This window comes from Ignavibacteria bacterium, assembly GCA_015709655.1.
Lineage (GTDB): Bacteria > Bacteroidota > Ignavibacteria > Kapaibacteriales > Kapaibacteriaceae > OLB6.
On the sequence record CP054181.1, the window covers coordinates 769,833 to 793,823 of the forward strand.

A 23,991-nucleotide genomic window follows, 5' to 3' on the forward strand; every position below is an offset into this window, starting at 1 on the left:
CTTGCGGGCTGGCCAAGGCAGCGGTTTGACCTCAGACACTCCTCATGGTTTTTGGGAGTGTGCGATTTTCTACAAACCCGTGCGCCATACAGCGCCTAAACGGATTGAAATATTGTTCCATGCCGACGGTTCGCTAACGGTTGGAGTTGCACCCTGCAGTACAACGTATGGCGATAGCAATTGGTTCCTGTTACCAAACATACCAACCATAAAATCATGACCAAATCCAACCTGTAAGCCAAGACGAGGCATATAGTTTACGTTTGTTTTCCACTTAATGCTGGTTTGCGGTGCACCGGGAAGATTACTTGGCAGTTCACCGTTCCACAACTCATGCTGCCACAAGTACGAACTGGTCACCGCCACCGGTACATCCGCGGTCAGGCCTGCCATTGCAAACATTCCGGTAACACCTAACTGCGCTTTAACCGATAGACCCAGACCGGCATACACAACCGTAGAGTGTGATTCATACACAGCATTGTAAGCAAAGTTATCGTAGGCAATCGGCACGGTTGTCTCTGCCGACGCATGACGCCATTCTACCAACGCAGCCAACATGTAGCCAAGCTGCGAAAACCGAGGCCGATATTCCAGTGCAGGTCCAACGCCCATACCGTAACCAGTACCGCCGGATGGCGTAACGCGGTACGTGGGACTCCCGGGTGAGGTTCCGCCCGCAAGATCAACTGTAAGCGTTCCAAAGTTTACTGCATAAAAAGCCGAACTTCCAAAACCCAGCCACCATTCGTGGTTGCGGATGAGCGTATCAAGCGGATACTCCAGGTTATCGTCGATACTGGTCTGAAATATCTGCGCGGAAACTCCGGCGGTACTCATAACCAGAACTGCAAGCAGCACAGCCATCCGATGACCGGCTCTTGTACAGGGCACTATGGTTGCAGCGTTTATCATCTCAGTAACTGCGCCTTGATAATTACCCTGCTGCTTTCTTCGTCAAACGAGGAATCGTTCACCGGCACAGCAACTAATAAAATATTATACAACCCCTGTGATGCTATGGAAGGGGCTTTAAACCGGAGCTCATAGCCAATGCCTATTGCGTATTCAACATTTTCAATCGGTACCCCCTGATCGTTTTCAAGGTAGCCAATCAGCCGTCCGCCCAGATCAAAAACCTTTGCGGTAAGCCTCAGCCTGTCGTCAACATTAAACCGGACAGTGGTTTGGTCCTGAAACGGATTCTCAAGGATCCGGGCATTTGATATGATTGCGTTGGGAATGTATAAAAACAGAGTATCAATAATCTGTAGGGTATCGCCATAATACGGCAGGCGCTTGCCAATCAGTCGGTAGGCATAGGTTTCCCTGCGGTATTCCACCTGGTCATACAGGCTGTCGTGTACCTGCGGTTCCAGACAGTAGCAGCTTCGCAGACGCGGTTCATTCAGGTAGGTAAGCTGCGAACGTCCCTGAAAATCCAGGACTTCGGGCTGCTGTCTGTTCACCAGAGCACGCTCGATGATGTAGCCTTCGTAACAGTGTTCGTCGCTGACGGTAAAGCCAAGCTGCACCTGCATATCGCCGATGTACGAGCCATAAAAATGAAAGATAGCGCCACAGGTGTCGGGAGGTGGAAGCCGTTCTTCGTACTCAACCACCATTGGCGGGTTGTCATGCCTGTTAAACCAGGTGTTACGTCCGCTGCCGTTTCCGGTTACACTGTCGTGATCAATTTTAAATGCCGCCGCCTGATAGTAATCTGAAGGCTGAACAATGGCAAGCTGCTCGGGTACGTACGATCCGTCGGTGCTGGTAATGATAAACCGTCCAAGCCGCAAGGAGTCTGTTGTAGAGGGAATTGAATAGGCATTCTGAACGCTGTCCGGACCCAGGATGTTCACCACCAGATCGCCATTTACGATGTTGTAGTCCAGCGTGTATGCATTCATAGACGCTGAATCGAACGGCACCAGCTGCAGGTCACAGCTATCATAAACAAATTGAATTTTATGAACTGCCGGATTATAGCCCCCGGTTGGAGCAAGATCGGTGCTTTGCAGCCGGATGGTGATGTTGGCAAAGTACTGCCACCGCTCGGTAAGGCGCCGGAGCACCAGGTCGAACGTAGCGCGGTCGTACTTGGGATCAAGTGCGGGCTTCACCACCAGGCGGGCATCGGGTGTTTGCGCCTGTGCCACCACTGCCGTAACAAGAAGACAGAAAACGGCAGCAATGAGCATCACCGGTTTATGATGGTTAGCGTGGCGCAACACTCAGTCTGCCTCTGTTATTCCATGAAACGTTAGCGTCGCGTGTTGTGACGATACCGTTTAAGTCGGTATCGGTCAGCAGGTATCCCTCAAGGTTCCGTGTGCCCCAGATCAGGTTGTAATCAGAGCGTGCAATCTCATCAGCCCCTTCCACTTCGCCTGCAATGAGGGCAAAGAAACGCCGTCCGCTGCTGGTGCCCACCAGCTTCTCTGCGGCAGCACCTCCCAGCAGGCCGCTGCCGGTGGTAAGGTCAAGCACAAAGCCAAGGTTGGAGCGGTCCACAACAACTTTATCCTCGGTAACCACGGCAAGGTGGTTACGATGGCGGAACACAAGGTTATACAGGCCTGCATCAATGCCTTCAACAATGGGCGGACGCAGCGTACGCGGATCCAGCACCGCACCGGTGGTCGTGAGCAGCAGGTTCTGCACCAACTCGGCGGGCCCCGAGCCGGTTGGTGTTTTGCGGTACTCAACGGTAACCCAGTCAACAATACTGTCGCCAATAACGATGGCCGTATCGGTTAGTCTTTTCGGATCAAGAGTGTACGGATACACAGCCGGTGCCATTGTCGGGATTCTGCCGGCGGCTGCAAGGTCGGCTGCCATAACGGGAGTGAAGTCTTCACCGTAGGTCCGAATGGGTCCTTCCAGCAGCAGCCGCGTGTTGAGTACCCAGATTGGGCCTGTGGACAGTCCGATGGCAAAGTCGCCGCTGGCACGCACCATGCCTGCCGTACTAAAGCGCCATGCTTCCATGGGATTCGATGTTGCTGTGGTTGGCAACTGCGAGAAGCCGTAGGGGTTGTATGAAAGACCATTGTAACGCATGAGCACCAGCTGGGTTTCCTGTCCCACAAGCTGCGGTATTGTTTCTACAACCTGCGGTGTTTCAAGTCCGTCAATTTCTTTATTACGCCATGCGTAGCCAATGGTAAGCATGTAGGTGCTGTCGGCAACACGGTCGCCATTGGCGTCGCGTGCTTCGAGCTGCAGGTATCGGTCAACCTTGTAGGTAATGTCGGTAAGGGGCTCGGGCACGGTTTTGGGTTTACTTCGTATTGCGTACTGCACTACTGCACCGCGGCCGGCGGCATCATCAAATTTAATTGACGTAAACCTGTTATTCATGACCATGGTTTTCCCCTCAACCAGGGTAGTACGGACCATGGTTCCGTTCACTTCGGGCCACATTCCCTTAAAATCGGGATCGTTGACCGATGCATATCGGAGTTCATAACGCTTGCCGGTATCGGGTTCGGTAAAGATGTGTCCGCGCAGAATAAGCGAGTCATTCACGGTAATGCTGTACGGTAGTGAGAGTCCGGCAACGTCATCATTTACAAGGTGCCCAATAGCCGAGGAATTTCTGATCATCTCGGGTCCACCACGCATGGCGCTGTCACCATAATACCTCAGGTGCATGCGGGTATCCCATGCGGGTTCCATAGCAATCGATCCGCTGTCATCACGCCACAGCCACGACTGATTGAGCATGGCAATGTTGTCAGTAGCCGAGTTATCAAGTCTGCCGTGTTGCAGGTCTAAGCGCTCAACCACCTGTAATCCGCCACCGTGCGTGATGCGCGCACCGGCGTTATTGTCAAGTTCCACAATTGGAATGCTGCCTGTGCCGCTAATATCCTGTAGTTCGGTGCCGCGAAGCACAAACCTTCCGTATCTGGCACCGGGGTTAATATGTCCGTCATGCACAACCGTCCGGTTTGCCTGTATCCAGGTGTCGGGAATCAGCGTAAAGGTCACGGAACTGTCAAGCGACCAGAAGAGGCTGTCTGCCACCAGAGGCCGAAGGGGGCTAAGGATCATCTTCCGGCTTTTGCCTTCAAAGTGCACGTTGGCGTAGGTTAGCTGGGCAACAAGCTGCGAGTCAGCGGCGTAGTTGCGTTCGTAGCGGACAATACCGCCAATACTGTCCTGCGTGAACTGCGCGTCACCCCTGATTTTAATGGTACCTGTATTGCGGATTTCGCCTTCGGAGAACAGCGAGCTGGGCTGCTGACTGACGGCAATGGTAACTGCCGATAGCAGCACGCACCAGATAATTGCATTGTTTAACTTTTGTGTCATGGCACACCCACAAGTACGGTACCTGCGTTATTAACGGCGGCACCGGGTGCCACAATCAGGTTGGGTGTTAAAAAGCTGCTACCACGATACACAATTAAACCGCCGTCGATATTGTCGGCACTTGTATCAAGAGCGTCGGCCTGCACAAACGAGGGAACAATACGCTGAGAGAGCAGGCTGACGGTGGAGTCGGGTACTAACGAAAATGAGTTCCAGACGCCGGGGGCTTCGTAGCCAAACAACAGGGCGCTGTTGGGCGAGCTGCCAATGATAACCTGACGCGCCATACTGTCGGGATAGGCTTCCCGGATGGAATAGTAATCATTGGCGCGCACATAGCCGGTATGCACCGTAAAGCCGTCAATGATCACCCTGTCCTCCGGTTCCGGCTCCCGCGCTTCGTCCCACGTAAACGGATTACTCCAGCGTCCGGAAGCAACTGCCTTGAGCACATCACGGCTTGCACGCAACAACAGGTCGTTGCCGTTGTCCAGACGCAGGTTGTCAGGTCCGGCACTGGCAATGCCGGTAAGCTCAACATACGCAATGCCGGTACTTTGGGAAAGCGGACGCCGGGTGTAGGTTGGCGGTACGGTAGGTGTGAGTTTAATGGAGTGTTCGTTTGGCGGCGCGAAGGCATTATACATTTTTACCAGTCGCTCCGATGTTGTGGGCACCCATGTTGACGGGATGTCGGTGACCTTGTATCCTGCCCTGATTTTAGCCTGCCAACTGCCTTCGGCGGTGACGGTAATTTTTCTGAAGATATCGGTCTGGTCGTTATAGTCGTTCGGACGTGTTTGCGGCCGAACGTCCATGGTAAATTCCTGTGGCAGTACGCTAAACAGTGAGTGGGTTTCACTGTTGTTATACACATACGCCTTGTTAGTGTCGGCCCCCCTCAGCAAACGTCTGAAGGCGCCAATAACTTCAGCATTATTGGTGTAGGTAGCGTCGCCTACGGTTAGGCTCATGGTATGCGGTACCATCATCACATTGGTGTCGCGCACCATAAGTGCCGATGCCACGTACACGTTGCCGTTAGCGGTTTTCAGTGTGTTGGCGGTGGTAAGGTTCCCGTACGGATTCGATTCGGCTGTAGCCTGAATTACTTGCGGATCCTGTTGTCCTGCGTATTCCACCAGCGAGGTAGGATGGAAGGTGGCATTGGTGTAGTTGGGATAGGCATTCCGGTAGTCACCAAGAACCAGAAGGTGGGTGTTCTCACCCATGGCAAGCTGAGCGGCGGCGTTATTCTGTAATCCAACCACAATATCGGGATAGATGATAACGGTGTCGGAATGATCGGCAACAACAAACAAACCATTGGCAACATCTACATTGGCATGCAGGTGGGTTAGCCCCCAGCCGGTGGTCTGACGTCCGCCTGCCCAAATCGTTACCTGTGCGTTCACAAACGAGTGCGAGCCCCAGGTAAAGTCGCCTTCAACGTACAGCGGGCTTACCGTGTCATTCCAAAAGACTCCGTCCATACGCACTTCGTAGCCGGATGCCACGGTTTTTGGACCGTGCAGCAGGGTCATGTTGTTATACCGGTTTACTGTCCCGCTCAGCTCCTTCTCCTGCATGATGTACTGTGGTTCGGTACCGTCGTAAAAAAAGGTGCCATTGTAGGTGCGCGGACCCGAGAGGAAGATGGTGTACTGTTCCGACACGAAGACACTGTCGGGTATCAGTTTCCCAGCCTTGTCGGCCATTTCTAAATTTTTATAATACCGTTGCTGTACCAGTTGCTGTCCATCCGCCGGTTGTGCATACCGCACCATCCCGGGAACCCGCCACTGCGGGTTATGTCCCAGTGCCGTAGCCCCTTTCGTATCACCCGCACCGTCAGTAAACGTATTGCCGGTTCCTTCGAACTGAATGATGTTGTTGGAGATATTCGAGTAGGGCGCATCGTTCTTAAAGGTTCCGTTGTTATCACGGAATCTGATAACGCCGCTGTTGATAACGGTACCGGTGACGCTGTTTTCAAGGTTCTGAGCGTTACCGTGCACGGTTCCCCACCCAACAAAAAGACACAGGAGCAGAACCACACCGGCAGGTATTGGGTTCCGCGACTGCGAATGGGTTGTATGGTTATAGCTGTTCAGCACGATACGTTTGCCTATGGCTTCCCGATAACAATTTCGCCTTCGTTGTTCAGGGTTCCGCTGTTGCGGATTGTACCTTCAATCGTTAAAACACCGGGCTTGTACCGCCAGCATGTTGCCGTCTGCCTGATCTCCAGGTCACCGGTAATTAAACCGGAGGCGTCCATGTACAGGTACAGGCCGCCGGTTATCACCGAAACCGAGCCGTGAAACTCCACGGTGGAGAGGTTCATTGCGTTAATTCGTCCGGCATCAATCCGGGTGTCGCCCGATACATACAACAGTCCCCCGCCGGTAACAGTAATGGTTTCACCACTGTTTACCAGTACCGTTTGCTGTGCTTGCACAGAGGCAAGTGACAGGAGGCCAAGGGCTGTTATGATAATGAACTTTATCATCCGGGTACCGAGTGCGACACCGTCGCGCTTAGTTATCGCTCCTGAACAGTTCTATCCATACCGACTGTGTGCTATCCCAGAGTAGCGTAATGGTATCCTGATTTTGGAGTTGCACGTTGGCATTCATTGCCATGTTGCCGCCGTTAACGATTTCTACGCCATTGGTGCCTGTGGCAACGCATCTGATAATCAGACGCAAGCCGTCGTACGCGCCGTTGGCAAGGGTTACCGTGCGGTTGGCCGGACCGTTATTGCTGCTTAACCGCAAAAAGGTAATGCCGTCAAGCTGTGCAGCGGTTATCGCCTGGTCATCGGCGGTAACATTAACGGTATTTACAACACTGTTCACAACAGTTGTCCATTCCAGGGTTGCACTGCTACTTGTAGCACCCGAGGCAATGGAGAGAACCTGGCCGGTTTTACCAATGGATGACGGCAGGGTGTAGGTGTTGTTAGCAGACATGCTGGATGGTGCCTGCAAGGCTACGTAGTTGGCAACTCCGGGAAACGAGCCGGTAGAACCGTACGATTCATAAAACCTGAGCTGACGCTGCGTACCGTCATTATTGGCAAGCCAGAGGTCGGCATTGGCAATAACAAACGACGCTGCTGCCGAGACCGACATAGCACTGTTCTTGCCGTTAAAACCAAACGAGCCGTCGGCGCCGGAGGCAAGCGTCATGGCTTGTCCGCCCGGGATTGCTGCGTAGTCCGAGCCAATGGTGTTGTTTTGTCCGCCGCCAATAAAGCTGTAGCTGCCGGTAATGTTGTTGTTATTCCCACCGGTAATCGAGCTGTGGGTGCCGGTACTCATCACATTATCTTCACCACCGCCAATCACGCCGTAGTCCTGACCGTTATTGTTATCGCGTCCGCCGCCAATCACGGCATAGTCACCGCTGATTTCGTTATCGTCGCCGCCGCCAATGGCAGAGGCAACACCGCTGACGCTGTTACCGTCACCGGCACCAATAAACGAGTATTCGCCACTGACGCTGTTGTTATTCCCTCCACCGATAGCGCTGCGCTTACCTGACGCGGTGTTATTTGATCCGCCACCCACAACGGCAGCCGTATCGGTGGCCTTGTTGTTAGCACCGCCGCCAATTACCGTGTACATTCCGCTGGCAAGGTTGCTTGCACCCCCGCCAATAAATGAGTTGCCACCGGAGATGGTGTTGTTTTGTCCGCCGCCAACAAAGCTGTTGGTGCCGGTAGAGGTGACGCTGTTGCCTTGGCCGCCACCAATACCTGAGTTCTGTCCACCGCTGGAATTGGAAAGCCCGCCCAATACTGCCGAGCCGGTACCGCTGGCGGTGTTGTTTTCACCGCCAACAACCGAGGCTTTTGCACCCGAGGCGGTGTTGCCCATGCCGCCAAGAACAAGCGAGTAGTCGCCGCTGGCAGTGTTATTACGTCCGCCCGCAATGAGCGAATAATTGCCGCTGGCGGTTTGCGAGGGGTTGGTGCGCGATCCCTGAAAGTCGTTAGACCATGCCCCGGGTGTACCGGTAATACCGCCTTCGTTCAGCGGACCCACCCTGCGGAGGTTGCCGTTGGTGCTCGACACAATTTCGAATGACATACCGGTGGGAACACCCCAGATAAGCTGGTACGGACCGGTGCCGGTAGCCATGAGAGCTAACCCGGACGTTGCCGGCGGCTCCGGCGGCCATACCATGGTGTACGGCGTGATGGTAGCGTTGGGTGGTGTAAGCGAAATAAAGTCACCGGGCTGAACGGCACGCTCGATGCGGATTTCCTGGACGGTGATCTGACTGTTCTGTGCCGAAAGAACGGTGGCAGAGATGATGGCCAATGCCACCACAAGGGTGCGGGATAATACTGTAATTTTCATTAGTTTGCTGACCTCCCAATCTCGATCCATTTTGTGGATGTGTTGTCCCAAACAAGGGTAATACTGTCAAGTTGATTCAGGTCGGCATTGGCAGCGCCTGCCAGTGCCAGGTTTGCATCGGCGCCATACAACCGTACACCGTTGCCTGCCGTTGCGTTGTAAACGTAGAGTGTAACCACCATCCCGTCGGTACTGCCGTTGGAAAGTGTAATTCGGCGGTTTGCGGGTGTGTTGTTCGGATTGATTTTTACAGGCTGGTCTGCATTAAGCGAGGCTGCGGCAATATTCGTTGTGGCAGCGGTGGCGGTTACGCCGGTTACCGTGTATGCCTTCAGGACTGACCATTCGGTGGAGGCTGTGGTGGTAGTGGGTGCCGGTGAGGCCGAAATTACCAGACCCTTCCTGCCGGCGGTGGTAACAATTGATTCCGGCATGGTGTAGGTGTTGTCAGATGAACCTGCGGTTGACGAAGGGGCTGTAAACCCAACGTAGGCTGTTGCTGCTGCCGGGAAGGCTCCGGTACCACTCTGGGCTTCGTAAAATCGCACGGCCGTAGGTGTACCGTTGTTGTTGGCAATCCAGATATGGTTGTTATTGATTGCAAAAATGCCGGTAGTTGACACCGAGAATGCCCTGCTGCTACCGTTAAAGAGCAGTCCGTCCTGTCCGCTGTAGGTGGCGTTCTGTCCGCCCATAATCGTGCCGTACTGCGCCGAGATGGTATTGTTGTACCCACCGTTCAGGGTGGCGTAGTTGGACGAGCTCTGGTTCTCGCGTCCACCGCCGATGGTAACGCGGCTGCCGCCGGCTGCGCGGTTTGCCTGCCCGCCCATGATGGTGCCCTGCGAGCCGGAAATCTGGTTCTGGCGTCCGCCCAGCAGCGTGCTCTGGTTGCCGCTGGCGGTGTTATTCATGCCGCCAAAAACAGCTACCTGGTCACTGGAGACTGTGTTATTGTAGCCTGCACCAACAAAGGTATTGTTGCCACTGACGGCGTTATTCATGCCGCCAATAAGTGTGGCTTCGTTGGTTGATGAAACCGAGTTATGCCATCCGCCAAACAGGATGGCATGGGTGCCGCTGGTTGCGTTATCATAGCCCCCAAACAACGTTGCATTGTCACCCGAGTTGGCGTTACTTGCACCACCACCCAGGAAGCCCTGGTTGGCGCTGACGGCATTGTCTGAGCCGCCAAGAACAACGCCGGCGTGACCGCTGACGGCGTTGTCGTCACCCGACAGTATCACACCTCTGGTAGCGCTGACGGCATTGCTGGTGCCACCCAAAATTCCCGCGGCATAGCCACTGACGGCGTTGGCCGAACCGCCCAAAATTGCGCTGCTGGTACCGGAAACGGCGTTACCCTGTCCGCCCCCAAGTGCACCAACTGAGGCACTGACGGCATTTGACGAGCCACCCATGATGATCGAGCGGTCACCGGTGGCAGTCTGGCCTCCGGAGCGTGATCCCTGAAAATCGCTGGCTATATACCCGGGTGTTACCTGAGGTCCGCCCCCTTCCAGAATGATGGTCTTCCGCCGAATGTTCATTTGCCAGATGGACTGAACTTCGATCAGCTGGTCAGTAGATATTGCACCAGTCAGCAGCACGCTGTCAGGCGAGGCAAGCTGACTAATAAACAACAGTCCGGATCCGGGGCCCGATGCCGGCCAGGTGATCGAGTACGGAGATATAGGCGTGCTCGGGGGTTCAAACGTGATGTACTTTCCCGGATCGGCATTACGCTCTATCCGAAAGGTTTGCCACGTGACTTCCGAATTCTGAGCCACTGCGTGCGATACATGCACTATCATGCCTGCCCCAAGCAGGATGATTGCTACCGTTGCGCGCCGTAAGGCTGAGGTCGTGTGCGACGGCATTGTTTCGCTCCCAAATAGTTATAAAAAATGTTAGTTGTTGCTCCTGGATAATTCCACCCAGAGTGCTCCGCTCCAAATTAAGGTTATCGTGTCATCGGCTCCTGCTACCCAGGCACCGGTTAAATTAACGTTTGCTGCCGGAACGTCGTTCATGGCAATAAAATTGGGTTGTCCGTTTAATACACGCAAAATCAGTATCTGCCCGGCTGCAAGGCCGGGTGTCAGCGTTAGCCCAAGCCGGTTTGCACCGGCCGGGTTCAGTACGATGTACGATCGGTTCCCAACGCCGACGGGAAAGTTGTTGGCGTTCACAACAATGTTGGCTCCTTCCCGAATGGTGATGCCACCGTCAACGTCCAGGGAGGTTGCCGGGCTGTTGATGTCGATTCCTACCTTGGTCCTGTCACCGTCGGATAGCGATGGCGAATGCATAAAGACGATGCTTTTGCTGTTGGAAACGTTGGCACCCTTGCCAAAGGCCATGCTTTCGGCTCCGGTGACAACGTTGTTCATACCTAAGGCGGCGCTGCCAATGCCTGTTACACGGTTGTTCATGCCCATGGCAATGGCGTTTTCACCGGAGACACGGTTACTGTCGCCAATGGCTATTCCGGCCTTGGCCGTTACGGTGTCTTTATTTCCGAGCGCTACCGCAAATGATCCCGAAACGTAGCTGCGCTGCCCGGAAGCAAGGCTGAAGTCGCCGGTAATGCCGGATTCCAGGCCGGAGACGATGGATGAGTACTTTCCGGTTACGCTGTTGGTGTTTCCGGTTCCAATAAACGAAAACAGGCCGGCAACACCAATGGAATTCTGCGAGCCACTGCCAATGAGTGAGTACTCACCGGCTATGGTGTTCTGGGCACCGGAAATGATGCCGGAAAATCCACCCGAAGCGGTTTGTGAGGCGGCACTCCGGAATCCCATCAGGTCAATGGAGTACTGTCCGGGGGTTCCTACGATACCGTTGGTGTAGGCAGATTTCCGACGGATGTTATACTGTCCGGCCGTGACTTCTTCCAGAATACCGCTGCCGGTAGAGGTAGTCCATGCCGGATAGCCTGCTCCGTTAATCGTAAGAATTTGTCCGGGAGTGCCGGCAGAGAGCCACTTCATGTCGGTAAATGCCCCCATGTTGTCACCCAGGAAGAGCGATCCCACTGAGGGGGCTCCGGCAAGGGGCATCTGCATGCGCCACGAGCCGGCAAGCAGGGTGGCCGTGTTTGCATGGATGGTTAGCCTGCCGTTTACGGTGTTGCGCAGTACCAGCGAGTCCGATAATGTGCCTTGTGCCCAAGCCCCTTGCCATGTAATACAAAGAGTTGCAATGACTACACCGAGCCATAGGGCATGGTTACTGCGATATGGTGTGTGCTGCGTCATGGGTTCATTACTGTCCAGTGAATTGAGTAGCCTATTCCAATGGTGGCAGATGTTACAATGGTAAAGTTGTCGGCACCCGGGTTTACGGCGGTAATCATTGCGTGAACGGCGGGTGCGGCCGGTCCGCGGACGGTAACGTTGATTACAGCACCGGGAAGCAAGTCAAATGCTCCGGTGGAGACCACAAAGCTAGTGGCATCTACACCGATGGTGTATATGCCCTTGGCAATGCCGAGTGCGGCCAGGACGTCCGAGGCACTGCGCTTCCGGAGGTCACCGTTGTTGTCAGCCGTAACCACGCCTTCTCCGGGTGAGAGGGCTGTTACGGGAGCAGAGGCAAGGCTGGTCAGGCGCACGTTGGGCGTGCCGGCAACGCCGCCTACATGCAGGTTGTAGCCGGCAGCGGCAGTGGTGCCAATGCCAAGTTCGCCGGTGGCGTTTACGCGCAGACGCTCGGTGTTGGTGGTGCGGATAACCAATGGCTGGGCGTCGGTCGTGCCAACGAAGTTGGTTGCAGGGTTGGTGCCGGTGTTGCCAAGCAGCGTCCAGAACGACCCTGTAAGGTATGAAGCCGGGTCAACCCAGGCGGGAATGCCGGCGGTAATACCCAGGATATAGCCTGCCGCACCCGGTGCCAGCCATGAAAGTTGGGCATCGCTGCCCGACACCGTACTGAGCTGCAGGCTGCCCGTGGTTCCTACTGTAGCAGGCTGGATAAGGCTCCAGTTCACGGTTTGTCCGTCGGCGCTCCGCAGTGCGGTATAGTTGGCATTGTTATTACTCAGGAGCTGCACGTGGCGGGTACGCACCGGCAACTGCGCATGAGCGCACACCACACCCGCCAGCAGTGCAAGAACTGTCAGCAGGTTTACCGGTGTTGTATGTAGCGTCCGAAGTATCACGTTATGTTACAATCTTTTTCTGCCGCACAACCATTGTGCTGCTTCTGCAGCACAGGAACACCTGCGCTGCAGAAGCCGGAGGCTGTGCCTCCGGCAATGGGATGATAAATCTTAAAAGTTTACCTGCCAGTTGATAAATCCTGTGATATCCAATGGTGCCGTGCTTTCGACAGTAAAGGATGTTGCCGTTTGGCTAGTAACCTGAATGATGTTGGCACTTAAACCTGTCCATGTAACCAGAACCGTTGCGGTGGCGCTCATGCTTGTTGGAGTTATGGTCTGGGTATAGGTACCGTTACCGGCTGTCCGACCAAACTCAAGATTTGTTGTCGGGCTCGCAACCCAAGATCCCGTACCGTCACCGTTGCTAACATAAATGTAGTTGGCTGTACCGGCACCAGCCTGGTTGGTGGATGGGGTGACGTAGTAGCTGCCTGCTGCTGTTGCATTATCAAACGTTAGAGTGTAGTCTGTAGTACCCGGGGTAAGCACTACACCGCCCATGTTAACCGTACCGTCTGATCCAATAACAACACCTGTTCCGCTTGTACCAACGGTCACATTGGTACCATCGAACGTGAAGTCGGCATCGCCGGTAAGTGTGTTCGGGTCAGACCAGTAAGCAACCTGTCCGGCAGCACCGGCACCGTCAACGAGTGAAGTCGAAATCTCCACCCACTGCGAAGTGAAATTGCCACTTGATTCCGTAACGCGCAGGTAACCGGAGCTGCCTGCAGTTATTCCGGTTGAGGCAGGCCATTCCAACGAGTATGTGGTTGTTGCAGCCGGAGCTGTTTGTTGGAAGTAGCCACTGGTAGCACCATTGAGCTGTAAAGACCGTGTGCGCACAGGCAGTTGTGCAAATGCCTGCGTACTAAAGATGAGCATGGCGCCAAGAACTGCGACGCCGGTCCAGAGTGAATGTAACTTCATGAGAGAACTCCATGAATTGTGAATTAAAAAATGTGAGTACTGTGAACCAATTGTTTGTGTGTTCATCTCCCACACTCCCGTATTGTGATAAAAAACTGAGGTTTCCTGTTTCATTGTCTTCCTCGTTATGGATTTTTAACAAGCCAGTTAATGGCTTCTCCCGGGTTTAAACCGCCCGGGAAACTGATGGAAAAGGTGCTCGCTGTGCGGCTCCCCGCAATCACGAACGGTGTTATTGATACGCTCGACGTTGCTTCGGGCGTAATGCTGATTGATGCATTACCGTTGAGAACAAAACCGGTAGGCATCGTAATTACCACGGTAAACTGCGGAGCAGCAGTGGTGTTTTCGTAACGACCTGCGCTTATACCCAGTAGGCCCAAGAGGACGTCCTTATCACGCTTCGTTAATTTCCCGGCAGCATCAGCTACAACAATCCCTTCGTCTGTGTCCAGTGGCGCAGCAGAGGGTGGTCCGGCAAGGGACGCAACAGTCACGTTTCCATCGGTTCCTCCAATAGTTAGTCGAAGAACATTATTCGTTGCAAAGTTTAAGTTTTCAGGGTTGGTGGTTCCCAGGAAGTTGGCAGAGCCTACGTTGTTGCCCGACAAGCTCCAGTAGTGAGCGCCCTGCGGAGCTACCCATGCAGGTTCTCCGTTCCGGATTTCAAGCATCGAGTTCTCGAGTCCGGGGTTCAGGACCGACGAGGTGTTGGTGGAGTCGCCCACTACCATCTGGCCGTGCAGCAATGGGAAGCGTGGCAACTGACTAAAGGATGCGGTATCCAGGAAGTTGCTTTCACCAATCACGGTGAGTGCAGCCAGGGTGAGCGAATCTGTCCACCGCGGTGGCGCAGCAGGTCCGCCGGATACCAGCAGGTCACCCGGGTCACCGGCAGAGCCGTCAATGTATAACCGGCTGCTGTCGCCGCGAATGTCCAGTGACTTATAGGTTGCCAGCCCCCTCAGCGCAAGCGAGTCGGTATAGGCGGGCGTCTGGTTAGCCCCCTTACTAATCAACACCCAGCCATTAGTGCCGGGGTCGCCATTGGCAAGCAGTGCGCTGCCTGTACCGCTCAGATTTAAAGGGGCTTTGATATGTGTGGGGGTTTCAACAAAGAATTCGCCGCCGGCGGTAAAGGTTGCCCGCAACTGCGAGTTGGTGGCTAACCGCAGGTCATTACCATCGGTGGTGCCCAGGAAGTTGGCTGCACCGGTGCCGGCATTACCGTCGAGCGACCAGTAGTTGGCCTCGGCCGGTGACACCCAGGTGGGTACACCATTGTTTACCTGGAGCATCGAGCCTTCCAGACCGGGTGCCATGGGGACGGCGTGGTTGGTACTGTCGCCCACCAGCATGTACCCCTTGGTTAGCGGCATCACAGGCAACAAACCAAAGGTGGCAGTATCGGCAAAGAATGATTCACCGGTAACGGTCAGGGTTGAAAGCTGCAGTGAATCGGTATAGCGCGGGGTAAGGCCCGGACCCGACGATACCACAACCTGTCCGGCACTGCCCGCATTGCCGTTAAAGCTAAGCGGCAGGTTGGCACCGTTCAGGTTTACCGGTGTGTTTAGCGTGGTGGAGTAGGCAGTTCCGTTCAGAACAATCAGCGGACGGCCACCGGCGTAAAGCTCAAGGTCGCGGATGCCGGTGGTGTCACGATTTCCAAGAATTGGTGACTGTACCGCTGTATTGCCACCAACATTCCATGCGGTGTTCCGCAGCAGCAAACCAAGATTGAACCACTGCACCTGACCGTTGAAGATGGCCAAAAAGGTACTGTCACCCGCCGGTGCTAACGGTGCAGCAATGTTCTGTGCATTGCCCACCAACAGATAGTTATTCTGCAGCGGCAGAACTGGCAGGTTGGTAAAGGTGGCAGTATCGGTAAAAAGGGCCGGGCCGCTTACCGTGAGTTCGGTTAGCGTAAGTTTCGAGGTATAGGCAGGCGTAGCTCCCGCACCCTGCGATACCAGCACCTCGCCGGCAACGCCGGCATTGCCGTTCAGGACCAGGGCAGAGGCCGTACCGTTCAGCGACAGTGTGCCGGTGATGGCCGTTGGTACGTCAACCAAGAAATCGCCGCCGGCAGTAAAGGTTGCCCGAAGCTGTGGGTCGCAAAATGGACACATTAGGGTAGGTGTTTTTGGTTACGAAAGTAGTTGGTTCAGGACGTCGCCGTGGCGTCAATCAGCGCGTCATACGGCGGGAGGTGGCGTGTAACGCCCCTGCCGGCGGATTTGCCGGGTGCGGCTAACGTGCTGAACCGTGCATTTCGTGTGTTGCCGTGGGCTGGGCATTATAAAGCTCGACTGCGCAAATCGTTGCGCTCGACCGTGGACATCCGAGTGTGGCTGGCTGACGCCGGTGGCGTTGCTCAGCAGATCGTCAAGGCCGGCAACCGCTGATGCTGGTCACGTTGTGCGCAACGCCGCCTACTGCGGCTGGCGGCGCGGCGGTCTTGAAGTTCGCTGGTGGCGTTTCCGCAGACCGGTGTTGTGGTGCGGATACCAATGGCTGGCGTCGTCTGCAGTTTGCAGGTTTGCTTTGCACAGCGTCGAACGACGTAGTACAGGTCACAGGCGAATACTGGCGGTCAGGATATAGCCTGCCGCGCCGATTGGCATCGCTGCGAACCGTACTGAGTCAGCTGGTGGATATACTGCTGCGGCTGGATACAGATTACGGTTTGTCCGTCGGCGCCGCAGTGCGTAGTTATCCGGCCGGTACGCGCACTGCGCGCACACACCGCCAGCGTGCAGAAGCGCAGTGGTGTGTCCGATCGTGTCTCGCCGCTTCCACAAGGAACCTGCAGAGCGCGTGCCCCGGCAATGGTGTCTTAAGCCTGGTTGTAAATCGTATAATGCTGGTAGATTTGCCGTGCTTAACCTGAATGATGGCCCGTCCATAGAACTGGTGGCGCCTGCTTGGAGATGATGCGACGCCCGAGTCGACCAAACTCAAGATTGTCCCAAATCTACCGTCACCGGCTAACATAAATGTGTGGCTTACAGCCAGCTGGTTGGTGGATGGGTGACGTAGCTGCGCGTGCTTATCAAACGTTAGGTGATCTGTCCGGCACTACCGCCCAGTAACGCCGTCATTAACTGTTCGCGGTCTTATCCGTGATCATCGCCGGTAATGTTCGTCGACCGTACATTCACGGTCGAGGTTCGAAATCTCACTGAGTGCCTGATTCCGTAACGCGCGGTCACCGGGCTGCGCGTTATTGTTGAGGCAGGCATTCGAGTAGTGGTGCGCTGTTTGTTGACCTGGTAACCATTGAGCTGAAGACCTGTGGGCGTGCAAGTCGCTAAGATGACACGCGAATGCGACGCCGGTCGGGATGCTTCAACCCGCAATTAAAGACTCAGCCAAGTTGTGTGTTCATCCCACTCTTGTGATAAAACTGAGGTTCCTGTCCATTGTCTTCCTGGTTTTAACAAGGTTAAGCTAACGCCGAATATGTCTCGCCGCAATCGAACGTGTTGATACGCCGATTGCGCGTAATGCTGATTGATGCATTACCGTGAGAACAACGGTGGCTGATCCACTGGGAACGTGGTTGGATCTACGAGGGGACGTCTATCACTTCTTAATTCGCATCAGCAATCTCGTCTCGTGGCGCAGCGTGGTCGGGACGCAACAGTCACGTTCCATCGTCTCAAGTCGTCGACATCGCAAGTTGTTTAGTTTCTGAAGTTGCAGGTCCGTTGTCGACAAGCTCCAGTGTAGGCGCTCGTTGTTGCATCAGTTCGGTCGGGTTCAGGACCGACTGGGTCCATCACCTCGGCCGCAGCAATGCGTGGCACTGCAGGATGCGGTATCCGAGCCCAATCTAGTGCACAGGTACGATCTCCCGCGGTGGCGCATGGTCCGCGATACCACAGTCACGTACGCGCCTCATAGCTGCTGTCGCCGCGAGATTCCAGACTTATGGTTCCAGCGCGAGCGGCAACAGATCGACATCGCTTGTTAAAACTGGCCAGGGTTTCCCATTCTGCCGCGTTCCAAGCGACCGCTTACGCCAAGGCTGCACCGTACTTCGCGCAAGCCTCGTCAGGTGTCCATCTTCTGCCCGGCAGCTGGCGGCTCCAAGGCGTACGCTTGTCAGTGCGCATGATAGCGCCGACCGATCGGCGATGCCAAGCTAACGGCCACTGGAGGTTAGCGTACGTCCGCAGCCACCGTCTCAGGTCGCGATCTTTTAATGCTTTTGCATCATGCAAACCAGTGTGCGACGTTGGATGTCTGTCACTGCTCCAGTTCTTAAAGATTTTGCTGGAAAAGTACGGGCCCTTCCTGTAGTTTGTGCATCCACTGCCGCTTTCAGGACCATCAGTACGATAGTCGCACGTCGATGCCAAGCTCCGACCGGCGTCCCCAGCTACCATCTCAGGGCGCGACGTTTTGCTTCATCTAAATGCGAGGTGGATGTTCATTGCTCTTTCCTAGATTTGAAATCACCCCGTGTGTCCACCAGGACCACTCCAGCTGTGAGTTGGTGGCTAACCGCAGGTCATTGGCATCGGTGGTGCCCAGGAAATTGGCTGTGCCGGTGCCGGCATTACCATCGAGCGACCAGTAGTTTGCCTGGGCAGGTGCTACCCAGGTGGGTACGCCGTTGTACACCTGTAGCATCGAGCCTTCCATACCGGGCGCCATGGGGACGGCGTGGTTGGTACTATCGCCCACCAGCATGTAACCGCTGGTTAGCGGCATCCTGGGCAGCAGACCAAAGGTGGTAGTATCGGCAAAGAACGATTCACCGGTAACGGTCAGGGATGAAAGCTGCAGTGAATCGGTATAGCGCGGGGTAAGGCCCGGGCCCGACGATACCACAACCTGTCCGGCACTGCCCGCATTGCCATTAAAGCTAAGCGGCAGGTTGGCACCGTTCAGGTTTACCGGCGTGTTCAGTTCGGTGGTGTAGGCAGTTCCGTTCAGAACAATCATCGGACGGCCGCCGGCGTAGAGCTCAAGGTTGCGGACACCGGTGGTGTCAAGATTTCCAAGAATTGGAGATTGTACTGCTGTGTTTCCGCCAACAATCCAGGCGGTGTTGCGCAGCAGCAAACCAAGGTTGAACCACTGCACCTGACCGTTAAAGATGGCCAGGAAGGTACTGTCACCCGCCGGTGCTAACGGAGCAGCAATATTCTGTGCATTGCCCACCAGCAGGTGGTTAGTCTGCAGCGGCAGAACTGGCAGGTTGGTAAAGGTGGCAGTATCGGTAAAAAGGGCTGGTCCGCTTACCGTGAGTTCGGTTAGCGTAAGTTTCGACGTGTAGGTTGGCGTAGCTCCCGTACCCTGCGATACCAGTACCTCGCCGGCAACGCCGGCATTGCCGTTCAGGACAAGGGCAGAGGCCGTACCGTTCAGCGACAATGTGCCGGTGATGGCCGTTGGCACATCCACTACGAAGTCGCCGCCGGCAGTGAACCGCGCCCGAAGCTGTGAGTTGGTGGCAAACTGCAGGTCGGTAGCATCAAGCGTCCCCAGGAAGTTCGATGCGTCTAAACCTGTGTTGCCGGAAAGTGACCAGTAGTTGGCCTGATCCGGACGTACCCAGGTGGGTGTACCGTTAAACACCTGGAGCAGCGAACCTTCCATGCCCGGGCTAAGCGGACGTGCGATGTTGGCGGTATCGCCAACCAGGATGTTGCCGTACTGCAGCGGGAATTCGGGAAGAAGCGAAAACCGTGCGGAATCGGTAAACGTGGCAGGACCGGTGACCAGCAGACTGCTCAGTGACAGTGAGTCGGTGTACTTGGGGGTGGCACCCGGACCACGGGATACCAGAATGTGGCCCGCAACACCTGCATTGCCGTCAAGCAGCAGTGCCGAGGTTTGGCCGCCCAGATTTAACTCACCCGTAAGCAGAGTGTTCCCCGTGATCTCCACCTCGCCCGTTGGCGTGAAAACCATTCGGGTGGTGTTATCGGTTTTGATGATCAGCGGACGCTGATTGGTTGTTCCCAGGAAATGTTTTGACGGGTTCACGGAGTCGTTACCCATCAATGACCAGAACACGTTTGACCCCGACCCGCCATCAACATTAATATACAGCATCGAAACCCAGATCGGACTGAACTTGGTGCCGATGTTATACTGAAGGGTGTTGGTGGAGGTGTTGTAAATCACCAGGCCGGTGGCCGGCATTGCAATGTTGTCGCGCTCCTGCTGCGTTAACCGTGGAATCAGCAACCCTTTGTCTGTTGACTGCAATTCCAGAACCGCCGACGGATCAGGCGTGGTAGTACCGATACCAACGTTGTTCGTGTACGGCTGTGACCAGGCTCCGGTACCGCAAAAAACAGCAAACAAATACACCAGAATTACAGTTTTCGTGTGCTTGTTACATGGAAGCCGTAGGTCAACACGGCAGAGCCATCTGGTCACTGAATCAACGAGGCGTAACATTTAGTTTTCTTTGTTCTCCCTTTGTTCTCCGCGCAACCCCATGGGTACAATCAGCCATACGGTGTCGCACACACAAAGGTACTGACAAACCATAAAAAAAACATTCAGTATTTCTATGTAAAATTATGAGGTCCAACAACTTACACAGTTCTGCCTACGTAGATTTGCGTACGAACATTATACCAGCGACCCCTACTTTCCCCGCTATACCTGACCCCGTCATCAACGACGACAATTGCAAACTACACAAAAACCACACACAATGTACATAAAAATACGTACGTATTAACACGTTTGTTCAACTTTCGTTTGTATCCCGTTTGGTTTATTTGTGTTATCTGCCCCGACCTGCGTCTGTCTGAAGCCCCTTTAGAATCTTCAGATCCTGCACTGACTCCAGCATGTTTGTCACATCACCGAGTTGGTTTGGTGGGAACGGACTCAGCACGTACTGTACCAGCTCGCCCGGTCCGAAGTCGCGGCTGATGCCAAGGCGCAGGCGCCAGAAGTCGCGGGTGCCCAGCCGGTCAATCACATCCTGCGTGCCGTTGTGTCCGCCCGAGCTTCCCCCAAAGCTTAGCCGCACGGTGCCTACCGGGAAGTTATACTCATCAACCATGGTCACGATTTGTGTGGGGGCGATGCCAAGTTTACCGGCAACGTAGGCAACCGCGCTACCGGAGTTATTCATAAAGGTAAGGGGCTTTATCACCGTGTAGCGGGTGCCGGCATGGGTAAGGGCAGCGCTCTCGAACAGGGGTTTGCCAAGCAGGCGTGACTGTTTGGAAAACGTAACATTGAAGTGGCGGGCAATGGCATCGGCGGCCATGAAGCCGATATTATGTCGGGTCCCGGCATACTCAGCCCCCGGATTACCCAAACCGCACAGCAGGATCATAATCGGAAGTCAAACGGGTTGAACGGGTTGAACGGTGGGAACCGTTGGGGTGGCAGGTAGCCATCGTACCGCATCAGCCGATACCTGGTTTCGGCATTTTCAAGGGTGGGCAGGATACGGCGCATGTGTTCGGTGAGGACTTCAAGGCGTGTGTTTTCGGTTTTCAGTTCCAGGATAATCTGCATCTGGTCAATATCCAGACCGGCCTTGGTAGCCATGATGTACGAGAGGTTGTCATCCGGAAGGTTGGTCAGGTCGATAACAAAATTGCCCTTGCCAAAAATCTTCTGAACAACTTCGTTATAGGTAGCAATGCTGTCGGTAACAAGCTTAAGGTCGAACGGTTCTGCCTGCTCCGGTATCAGGAAAACCTTGGCCAGCGCATGGTGTCGGTTATGTTCCAGCACCTTACGGATTTTAAAACGCTGTACACCTTCAATCACCAGCTCCATGTGTTCATCGGGGAAATTCCGGTTCATCATAACCACGCGTGCCGTGCATCCAACGGTGTTCAGCCTGTTCCCTTCTATCAGGGTTACGCCGAACACCGATTGGTTGCGCATGCTTTCCACAACAAACAGCCGCTGCTCCGGCTCATAGATGTGTACCGGCAACTGAGTTCCCGGCAGGAGCACTTTTGGCAATGGCAGAATAGAGAGTATCACCTGAACTGTACGTAACGTTGGTTAATTCGTTCCCAGTGAAGGCAATTTAGGAAGTTTTCGATATATGTGGCCCTGCCCGGACCATCTTTGTGGTAGTAGGCGTGTTCGAACACGTCGCAGGAGATCAGCGGGATACCGCCCCAGATTGCTCCGTAGTGGTGTTCGTCCACCAGTACGTTCAATAAACGTCCGCTGTACAGTTTGTCAATACACAGCACGCCCCAGCCGCTGAGTTTGGCAGCCACGGCGGTGACTTTAAAGTCGGCCTTCCATGCATCAACCGAGCCGAACTCTGCTTCGATGGCAGCCTTGATATCGGGTCCGGCATTCACATCGCCGTTACCGCCCAACACTTCCCAGTACACATCGTGCAGGAGTGCTCCGGCATGGTTCCAGGTTTGCCGGCGTTTCAGCTCACCAAAGTCGCTCCAGTTCCCGTTTGCCGCGCCTTTATCGGCATTGGGCAGGGCAGCCTCGATTTTATTTAAAAAGGTTACATATCCCTTGTGGTGGGTGTTGTAGTGCCAGTTGGCGGTGTCCGGCGATATCACATCTTTAAGCAAATCCTTTGCTTCATCGTCGGAATACGGTCGGGGGTTAAATGCCCATTCTTTCATGGTGGTTCTCCTTGAGATGGTAAAAAAACTGTTGTGCCGTTCACGCAGGTTCAGCGGTAACGGCTGCAGAGAGTTCGGCAACGGTCATCGATGCCAGTGTTGATTCTAAACGGTGATGGAGTACGGCCAGCGGCTGCTGGATGGTGCAGTGCGGCAGTACGGAGCAGGAGCCGTTTGGGGTTACCTGACAGTCCACGATGCCGGTATGCGGACCCTCGATGGCCTGCACCACGTTCTGCACGCTGATGGTGTCAGCGCTGCGTGCAAGCTCGTAGCCGCCGTTCACTCCGTAGTACGACTGTACCAGGCCGGCCTTGGTTAAGGCCTGGAGCACCTTTGCCACGAGTGCTGCCGAGATGTTAAACCGCACACTGATATCCTTGGCGCTCACCACATTGTGCGGGCGCGCCGCCATGAGCTGCATGGCAAGGAGTGCGTATTCAACTTTTTTAGATAAACGGAGCATGGTGGTGTGGCGCTCCCGCGCCCGTTACTGGTCATAATCGGCAAAAACGTTATCGGTAAGCGGGTGGCTCTGACAGGTAAGGGCGTACCCTTCGGCAATCTCTTCGTCGCTGAGGGCTTCCCGTACATCCATAACCACCTTCCCGGTGATGATTTTGGCGCGGCAGGTACAGCAGGCACCAATCTGGCATGCGTACGGCGGATCCAGGTTTTCGCGCTGTGCTGCCGCAAGGATCGTTTCACCGGGTTCTACAACAAGGGTGTGCTCGGCGCCGTACAGACGGATGGTAACCGTGCGGGCTACCGGGTGGGCCGGCTCTGCGGCATCAGCAGGTCCGGCATCCGGTCCGCCGGCTACCGCCGGCTGAGCGTCGGCCGACACTGTAAAGTACTCGCGGTGAATCCGTTCGGCAGGCAATCCGGCCTGCTGGAAGGCGTTCACCACGTTCTGCATCAGGCCTTCGGGACCGCAGACAAAGGCATCTACGGCACCCAGGGCGGGGGCAACGTGCGCAATAACGCGGGGTGTAAGCTCTTCGTCAAGCATGCCGGTGAATGCCGGTGGCACCGGTCCGCCGGCGTCTTCCAGAACATGGAATACCCGAAGGTTTACCGGATAGGCTTTCCGCAGTTCCTCAATTTCGTTAGCAAAGATGATACTGTCGGCAGAGCGGTTTGCATACACCAGCGAAACCACGCTGTTGGATTCGATGTGCAGCGCTGATTTCAGCAGACTTAAAATGGGCGTAATGCCTGAGCCCCCTGCCACCATCACGTAGTGACGGCTGTTGTGTGGGTTCAGCTCGCGGGTAAAATTGCCCATCGGCGGATACACATCCAGCGTCATCCCGGCTCGCAACTCGGTGTTTAGCCACTGGCTCACAATGCCCTGGCGGACCTGTTTAACAACGATCTGCATGGGCTCGTTCAGCGCAGGACTGCTGCTGAGAGAATAACTCCGGCGGTGTTCTTCGCCATTAATAAACAAACGTATGGTCAGGTATTGTCCGCTCTTGTACCGGAACATCTCCTGCACGTTGGGCGGTACAACAAACGTGATCGAAACCGCATTGGCGGTTTCGCGGTTAACAGAGGCAACCTCAAGTTGGTAAAAACGAACTGCCATGGG

Annotated in this window: 19 protein-coding genes; all 19 read right to left on the reverse strand. The window is 54.9% G+C overall.

Annotated features, from left to right (window positions below; translation table 11 throughout):
• Positions 1–69: 69 nt before the first annotated feature.
• Positions 70–915, reverse strand: a complete 846-nt coding sequence (locus HRU79_03175; protein QOJ25703.1) for a hypothetical protein — start codon at positions 913–915, stop codon at positions 70–72.
• Positions 912–2,237, reverse strand: a complete 1,326-nt coding sequence (locus HRU79_03180) for a hypothetical protein (protein ID QOJ25704.1) — start codon at positions 2,235–2,237, stop codon at positions 912–914. The genes HRU79_03175 and HRU79_03180 overlap by 4 nt, the downstream gene beginning before the upstream one ends.
• Complete coding sequence (locus tag HRU79_03185) at positions 2,221–4,323, reverse strand: hypothetical protein (protein ID QOJ25705.1); 2,103 nt, start codon at positions 4,321–4,323, stop codon at positions 2,221–2,223. Before HRU79_03185 ends, HRU79_03180 begins: the two co-directional genes overlap by 17 nt.
• A complete protein-coding gene (locus HRU79_03190; GenBank protein QOJ25706.1) occupies positions 4,320–6,440 on the reverse strand; it encodes a hypothetical protein in 2,121 nt (706 codons plus the stop codon). The genes HRU79_03185 and HRU79_03190 overlap by 4 nt, the downstream gene beginning before the upstream one ends.
• Positions 6,441–6,451: 11 nt before the next feature.
• Positions 6,452–6,835 carry a hypothetical protein gene (locus HRU79_03195; protein ID QOJ25707.1) on the reverse strand — a complete coding sequence of 128 codons (384 nt, stop codon included), beginning with the start codon at positions 6,833–6,835 and terminating at the stop codon, positions 6,452–6,454.
• A gap of 28 nt (positions 6,836–6,863) precedes the next feature.
• Positions 6,864–8,693 (reverse strand): hypothetical protein, encoded by a 1,830-nt coding sequence (locus tag HRU79_03200; GenBank protein ID QOJ25708.1) that lies wholly within the window; start codon positions 8,691–8,693, stop codon positions 6,864–6,866.
• Complete coding sequence (locus HRU79_03205) at positions 8,693–10,573, reverse strand: hypothetical protein (protein QOJ25709.1); 1,881 nt, start codon at positions 10,571–10,573, stop codon at positions 8,693–8,695. The genes HRU79_03200 and HRU79_03205 overlap by 1 nt, the downstream gene beginning before the upstream one ends.
• A gap of 30 nt (positions 10,574–10,603) precedes the next feature.
• Positions 10,604–11,956 carry a hypothetical protein gene (locus tag HRU79_03210; protein QOJ25710.1) on the reverse strand — a complete coding sequence of 451 codons (1,353 nt, stop codon included), beginning with the start codon at positions 11,954–11,956 and terminating at the stop codon, positions 10,604–10,606.
• Positions 11,953–12,858: a hypothetical protein gene (locus tag HRU79_03215; GenBank protein QOJ25711.1), complete on the reverse strand. Its 906-nt coding sequence runs from the start codon at positions 12,856–12,858 to the stop codon at positions 11,953–11,955. The genes HRU79_03210 and HRU79_03215 overlap by 4 nt, the downstream gene beginning before the upstream one ends.
• Before the next feature lie 111 nt (positions 12,859–12,969).
• Positions 12,970–13,905, reverse strand: a complete 936-nt coding sequence (locus HRU79_03220; protein ID QOJ25712.1) for a hypothetical protein — start codon at positions 13,903–13,905, stop codon at positions 12,970–12,972.
• Positions 13,906–13,916: 11 nt separating this feature from the next.
• Entirely contained in the window at positions 13,917–15,926 is a 2,010-nt protein-coding gene (locus tag HRU79_03225; protein QOJ25713.1) for a hypothetical protein, read from the reverse strand.
• Positions 15,927–16,370: 444 nt separating this feature from the next.
• Positions 16,371–16,598, reverse strand: coding sequence for a hypothetical protein (locus HRU79_03230; protein ID QOJ25714.1), 228 nt, complete (start codon positions 16,596–16,598; stop codon positions 16,371–16,373).
• Between the two features lie 1,218 nt (positions 16,599–17,816).
• Positions 17,817–18,161 carry a hypothetical protein gene (locus HRU79_03235; protein ID QOJ25715.1) on the reverse strand — a complete coding sequence of 115 codons (345 nt, stop codon included), beginning with the start codon at positions 18,159–18,161 and terminating at the stop codon, positions 17,817–17,819.
• A 52-nt stretch (positions 18,162–18,213) separates the two neighbouring features.
• Entirely contained in the window at positions 18,214–20,217 is a 2,004-nt protein-coding gene (locus HRU79_03240) for a hypothetical protein (protein QOJ25716.1), read from the reverse strand.
• Positions 20,218–20,551: 334 nt separating this feature from the next.
• A complete protein-coding gene (locus tag HRU79_03245) occupies positions 20,552–21,115 on the reverse strand; it encodes an aminoacyl-tRNA hydrolase (protein QOJ25717.1) in 564 nt (187 codons plus the stop codon).
• Positions 21,112–21,780, reverse strand: coding sequence for an LON peptidase substrate-binding domain-containing protein (locus tag HRU79_03250; GenBank protein QOJ25718.1), 669 nt, complete (start codon positions 21,778–21,780; stop codon positions 21,112–21,114). The genes HRU79_03245 and HRU79_03250 overlap by 4 nt, the downstream gene beginning before the upstream one ends.
• The gene (locus tag HRU79_03255; protein ID QOJ25719.1) at positions 21,777–22,397 is read right to left on the reverse strand and encodes a superoxide dismutase; all 621 of its coding nucleotides are present in this window, start codon (positions 22,395–22,397) and stop codon (positions 21,777–21,779) included. Before HRU79_03255 ends, HRU79_03250 begins: the two co-directional genes overlap by 4 nt.
• Positions 22,398–22,437: 40 nt before the next feature.
• Positions 22,438–22,863 (reverse strand): Rrf2 family transcriptional regulator, encoded by a 426-nt coding sequence (locus HRU79_03260; protein QOJ25720.1) that lies wholly within the window; start codon positions 22,861–22,863, stop codon positions 22,438–22,440.
• Positions 22,864–22,887: 24 nt separating this feature from the next.
• Positions 22,888–23,988 (reverse strand): ferredoxin--NADP reductase, encoded by a 1,101-nt coding sequence (locus tag HRU79_03265; protein ID QOJ25721.1) that lies wholly within the window; start codon positions 23,986–23,988, stop codon positions 22,888–22,890.
• Positions 23,989–23,991 lie beyond the last annotated feature (3 nt).

Bases quoted from the DNA above. Each gene is read 5' to 3' on its own strand.
- HRU79_03175 (QOJ25703.1), bottom strand. From the start codon at position 915: ATGATAAACGCTGCAACCATAGTGCCCTGTACAAGAGCCGGTCATCGG.
- HRU79_03185 (QOJ25705.1), bottom strand. From the start codon at position 4,323: ATGACACAAAAGTTAAACAATGCAATTATCTGGTGCGTGCTGCTATCG.
- HRU79_03195 (QOJ25707.1), bottom strand. From the start codon at position 6,835: ATGATAAAGTTCATTATCATAACAGCCCTTGGCCTCCTGTCACTTGCC.
- HRU79_03200 (QOJ25708.1), bottom strand. From the start codon at position 8,693: ATGAAAATTACAGTATTATCCCGCACCCTTGTGGTGGCATTGGCCATC.
- HRU79_03205 (QOJ25709.1), bottom strand. From the start codon at position 10,573: ATGCCGTCGCACACGACCTCAGCCTTACGGCGCGCAACGGTAGCAATC.
- HRU79_03210 (QOJ25710.1), bottom strand. From the start codon at position 11,956: ATGACGCAGCACACACCATATCGCAGTAACCATGCCCTATGGCTCGGT.
- HRU79_03220 (QOJ25712.1), bottom strand. From the start codon at position 13,905: ATGAAACAGGAAACCTCAGTTTTTTATCACAATACGGGAGTGTGGGAG.
- HRU79_03225 (QOJ25713.1), bottom strand. From the start codon at position 15,926: ATGTGTCCATTTTGCGACCCACAGCTTCGGGCAACCTTTACTGCCGGC.
- HRU79_03240 (QOJ25716.1), bottom strand. From the start codon at position 20,217: ATGTTACGCCTCGTTGATTCAGTGACCAGATGGCTCTGCCGTGTTGAC.
- HRU79_03245 (QOJ25717.1), bottom strand. From the start codon at position 21,115: ATGATCCTGCTGTGCGGTTTGGGTAATCCGGGGGCTGAGTATGCCGGG.
- HRU79_03255 (QOJ25719.1), bottom strand. From the start codon at position 22,397: ATGAAAGAATGGGCATTTAACCCCCGACCGTATTCCGACGATGAAGCA.
- HRU79_03260 (QOJ25720.1), bottom strand. From the start codon at position 22,863: ATGCTCCGTTTATCTAAAAAAGTTGAATACGCACTCCTTGCCATGCAG.
- HRU79_03265 (QOJ25721.1), bottom strand. From the start codon at position 23,988: ATGGCAGTTCGTTTTTACCAACTTGAGGTTGCCTCTGTTAACCGCGAA.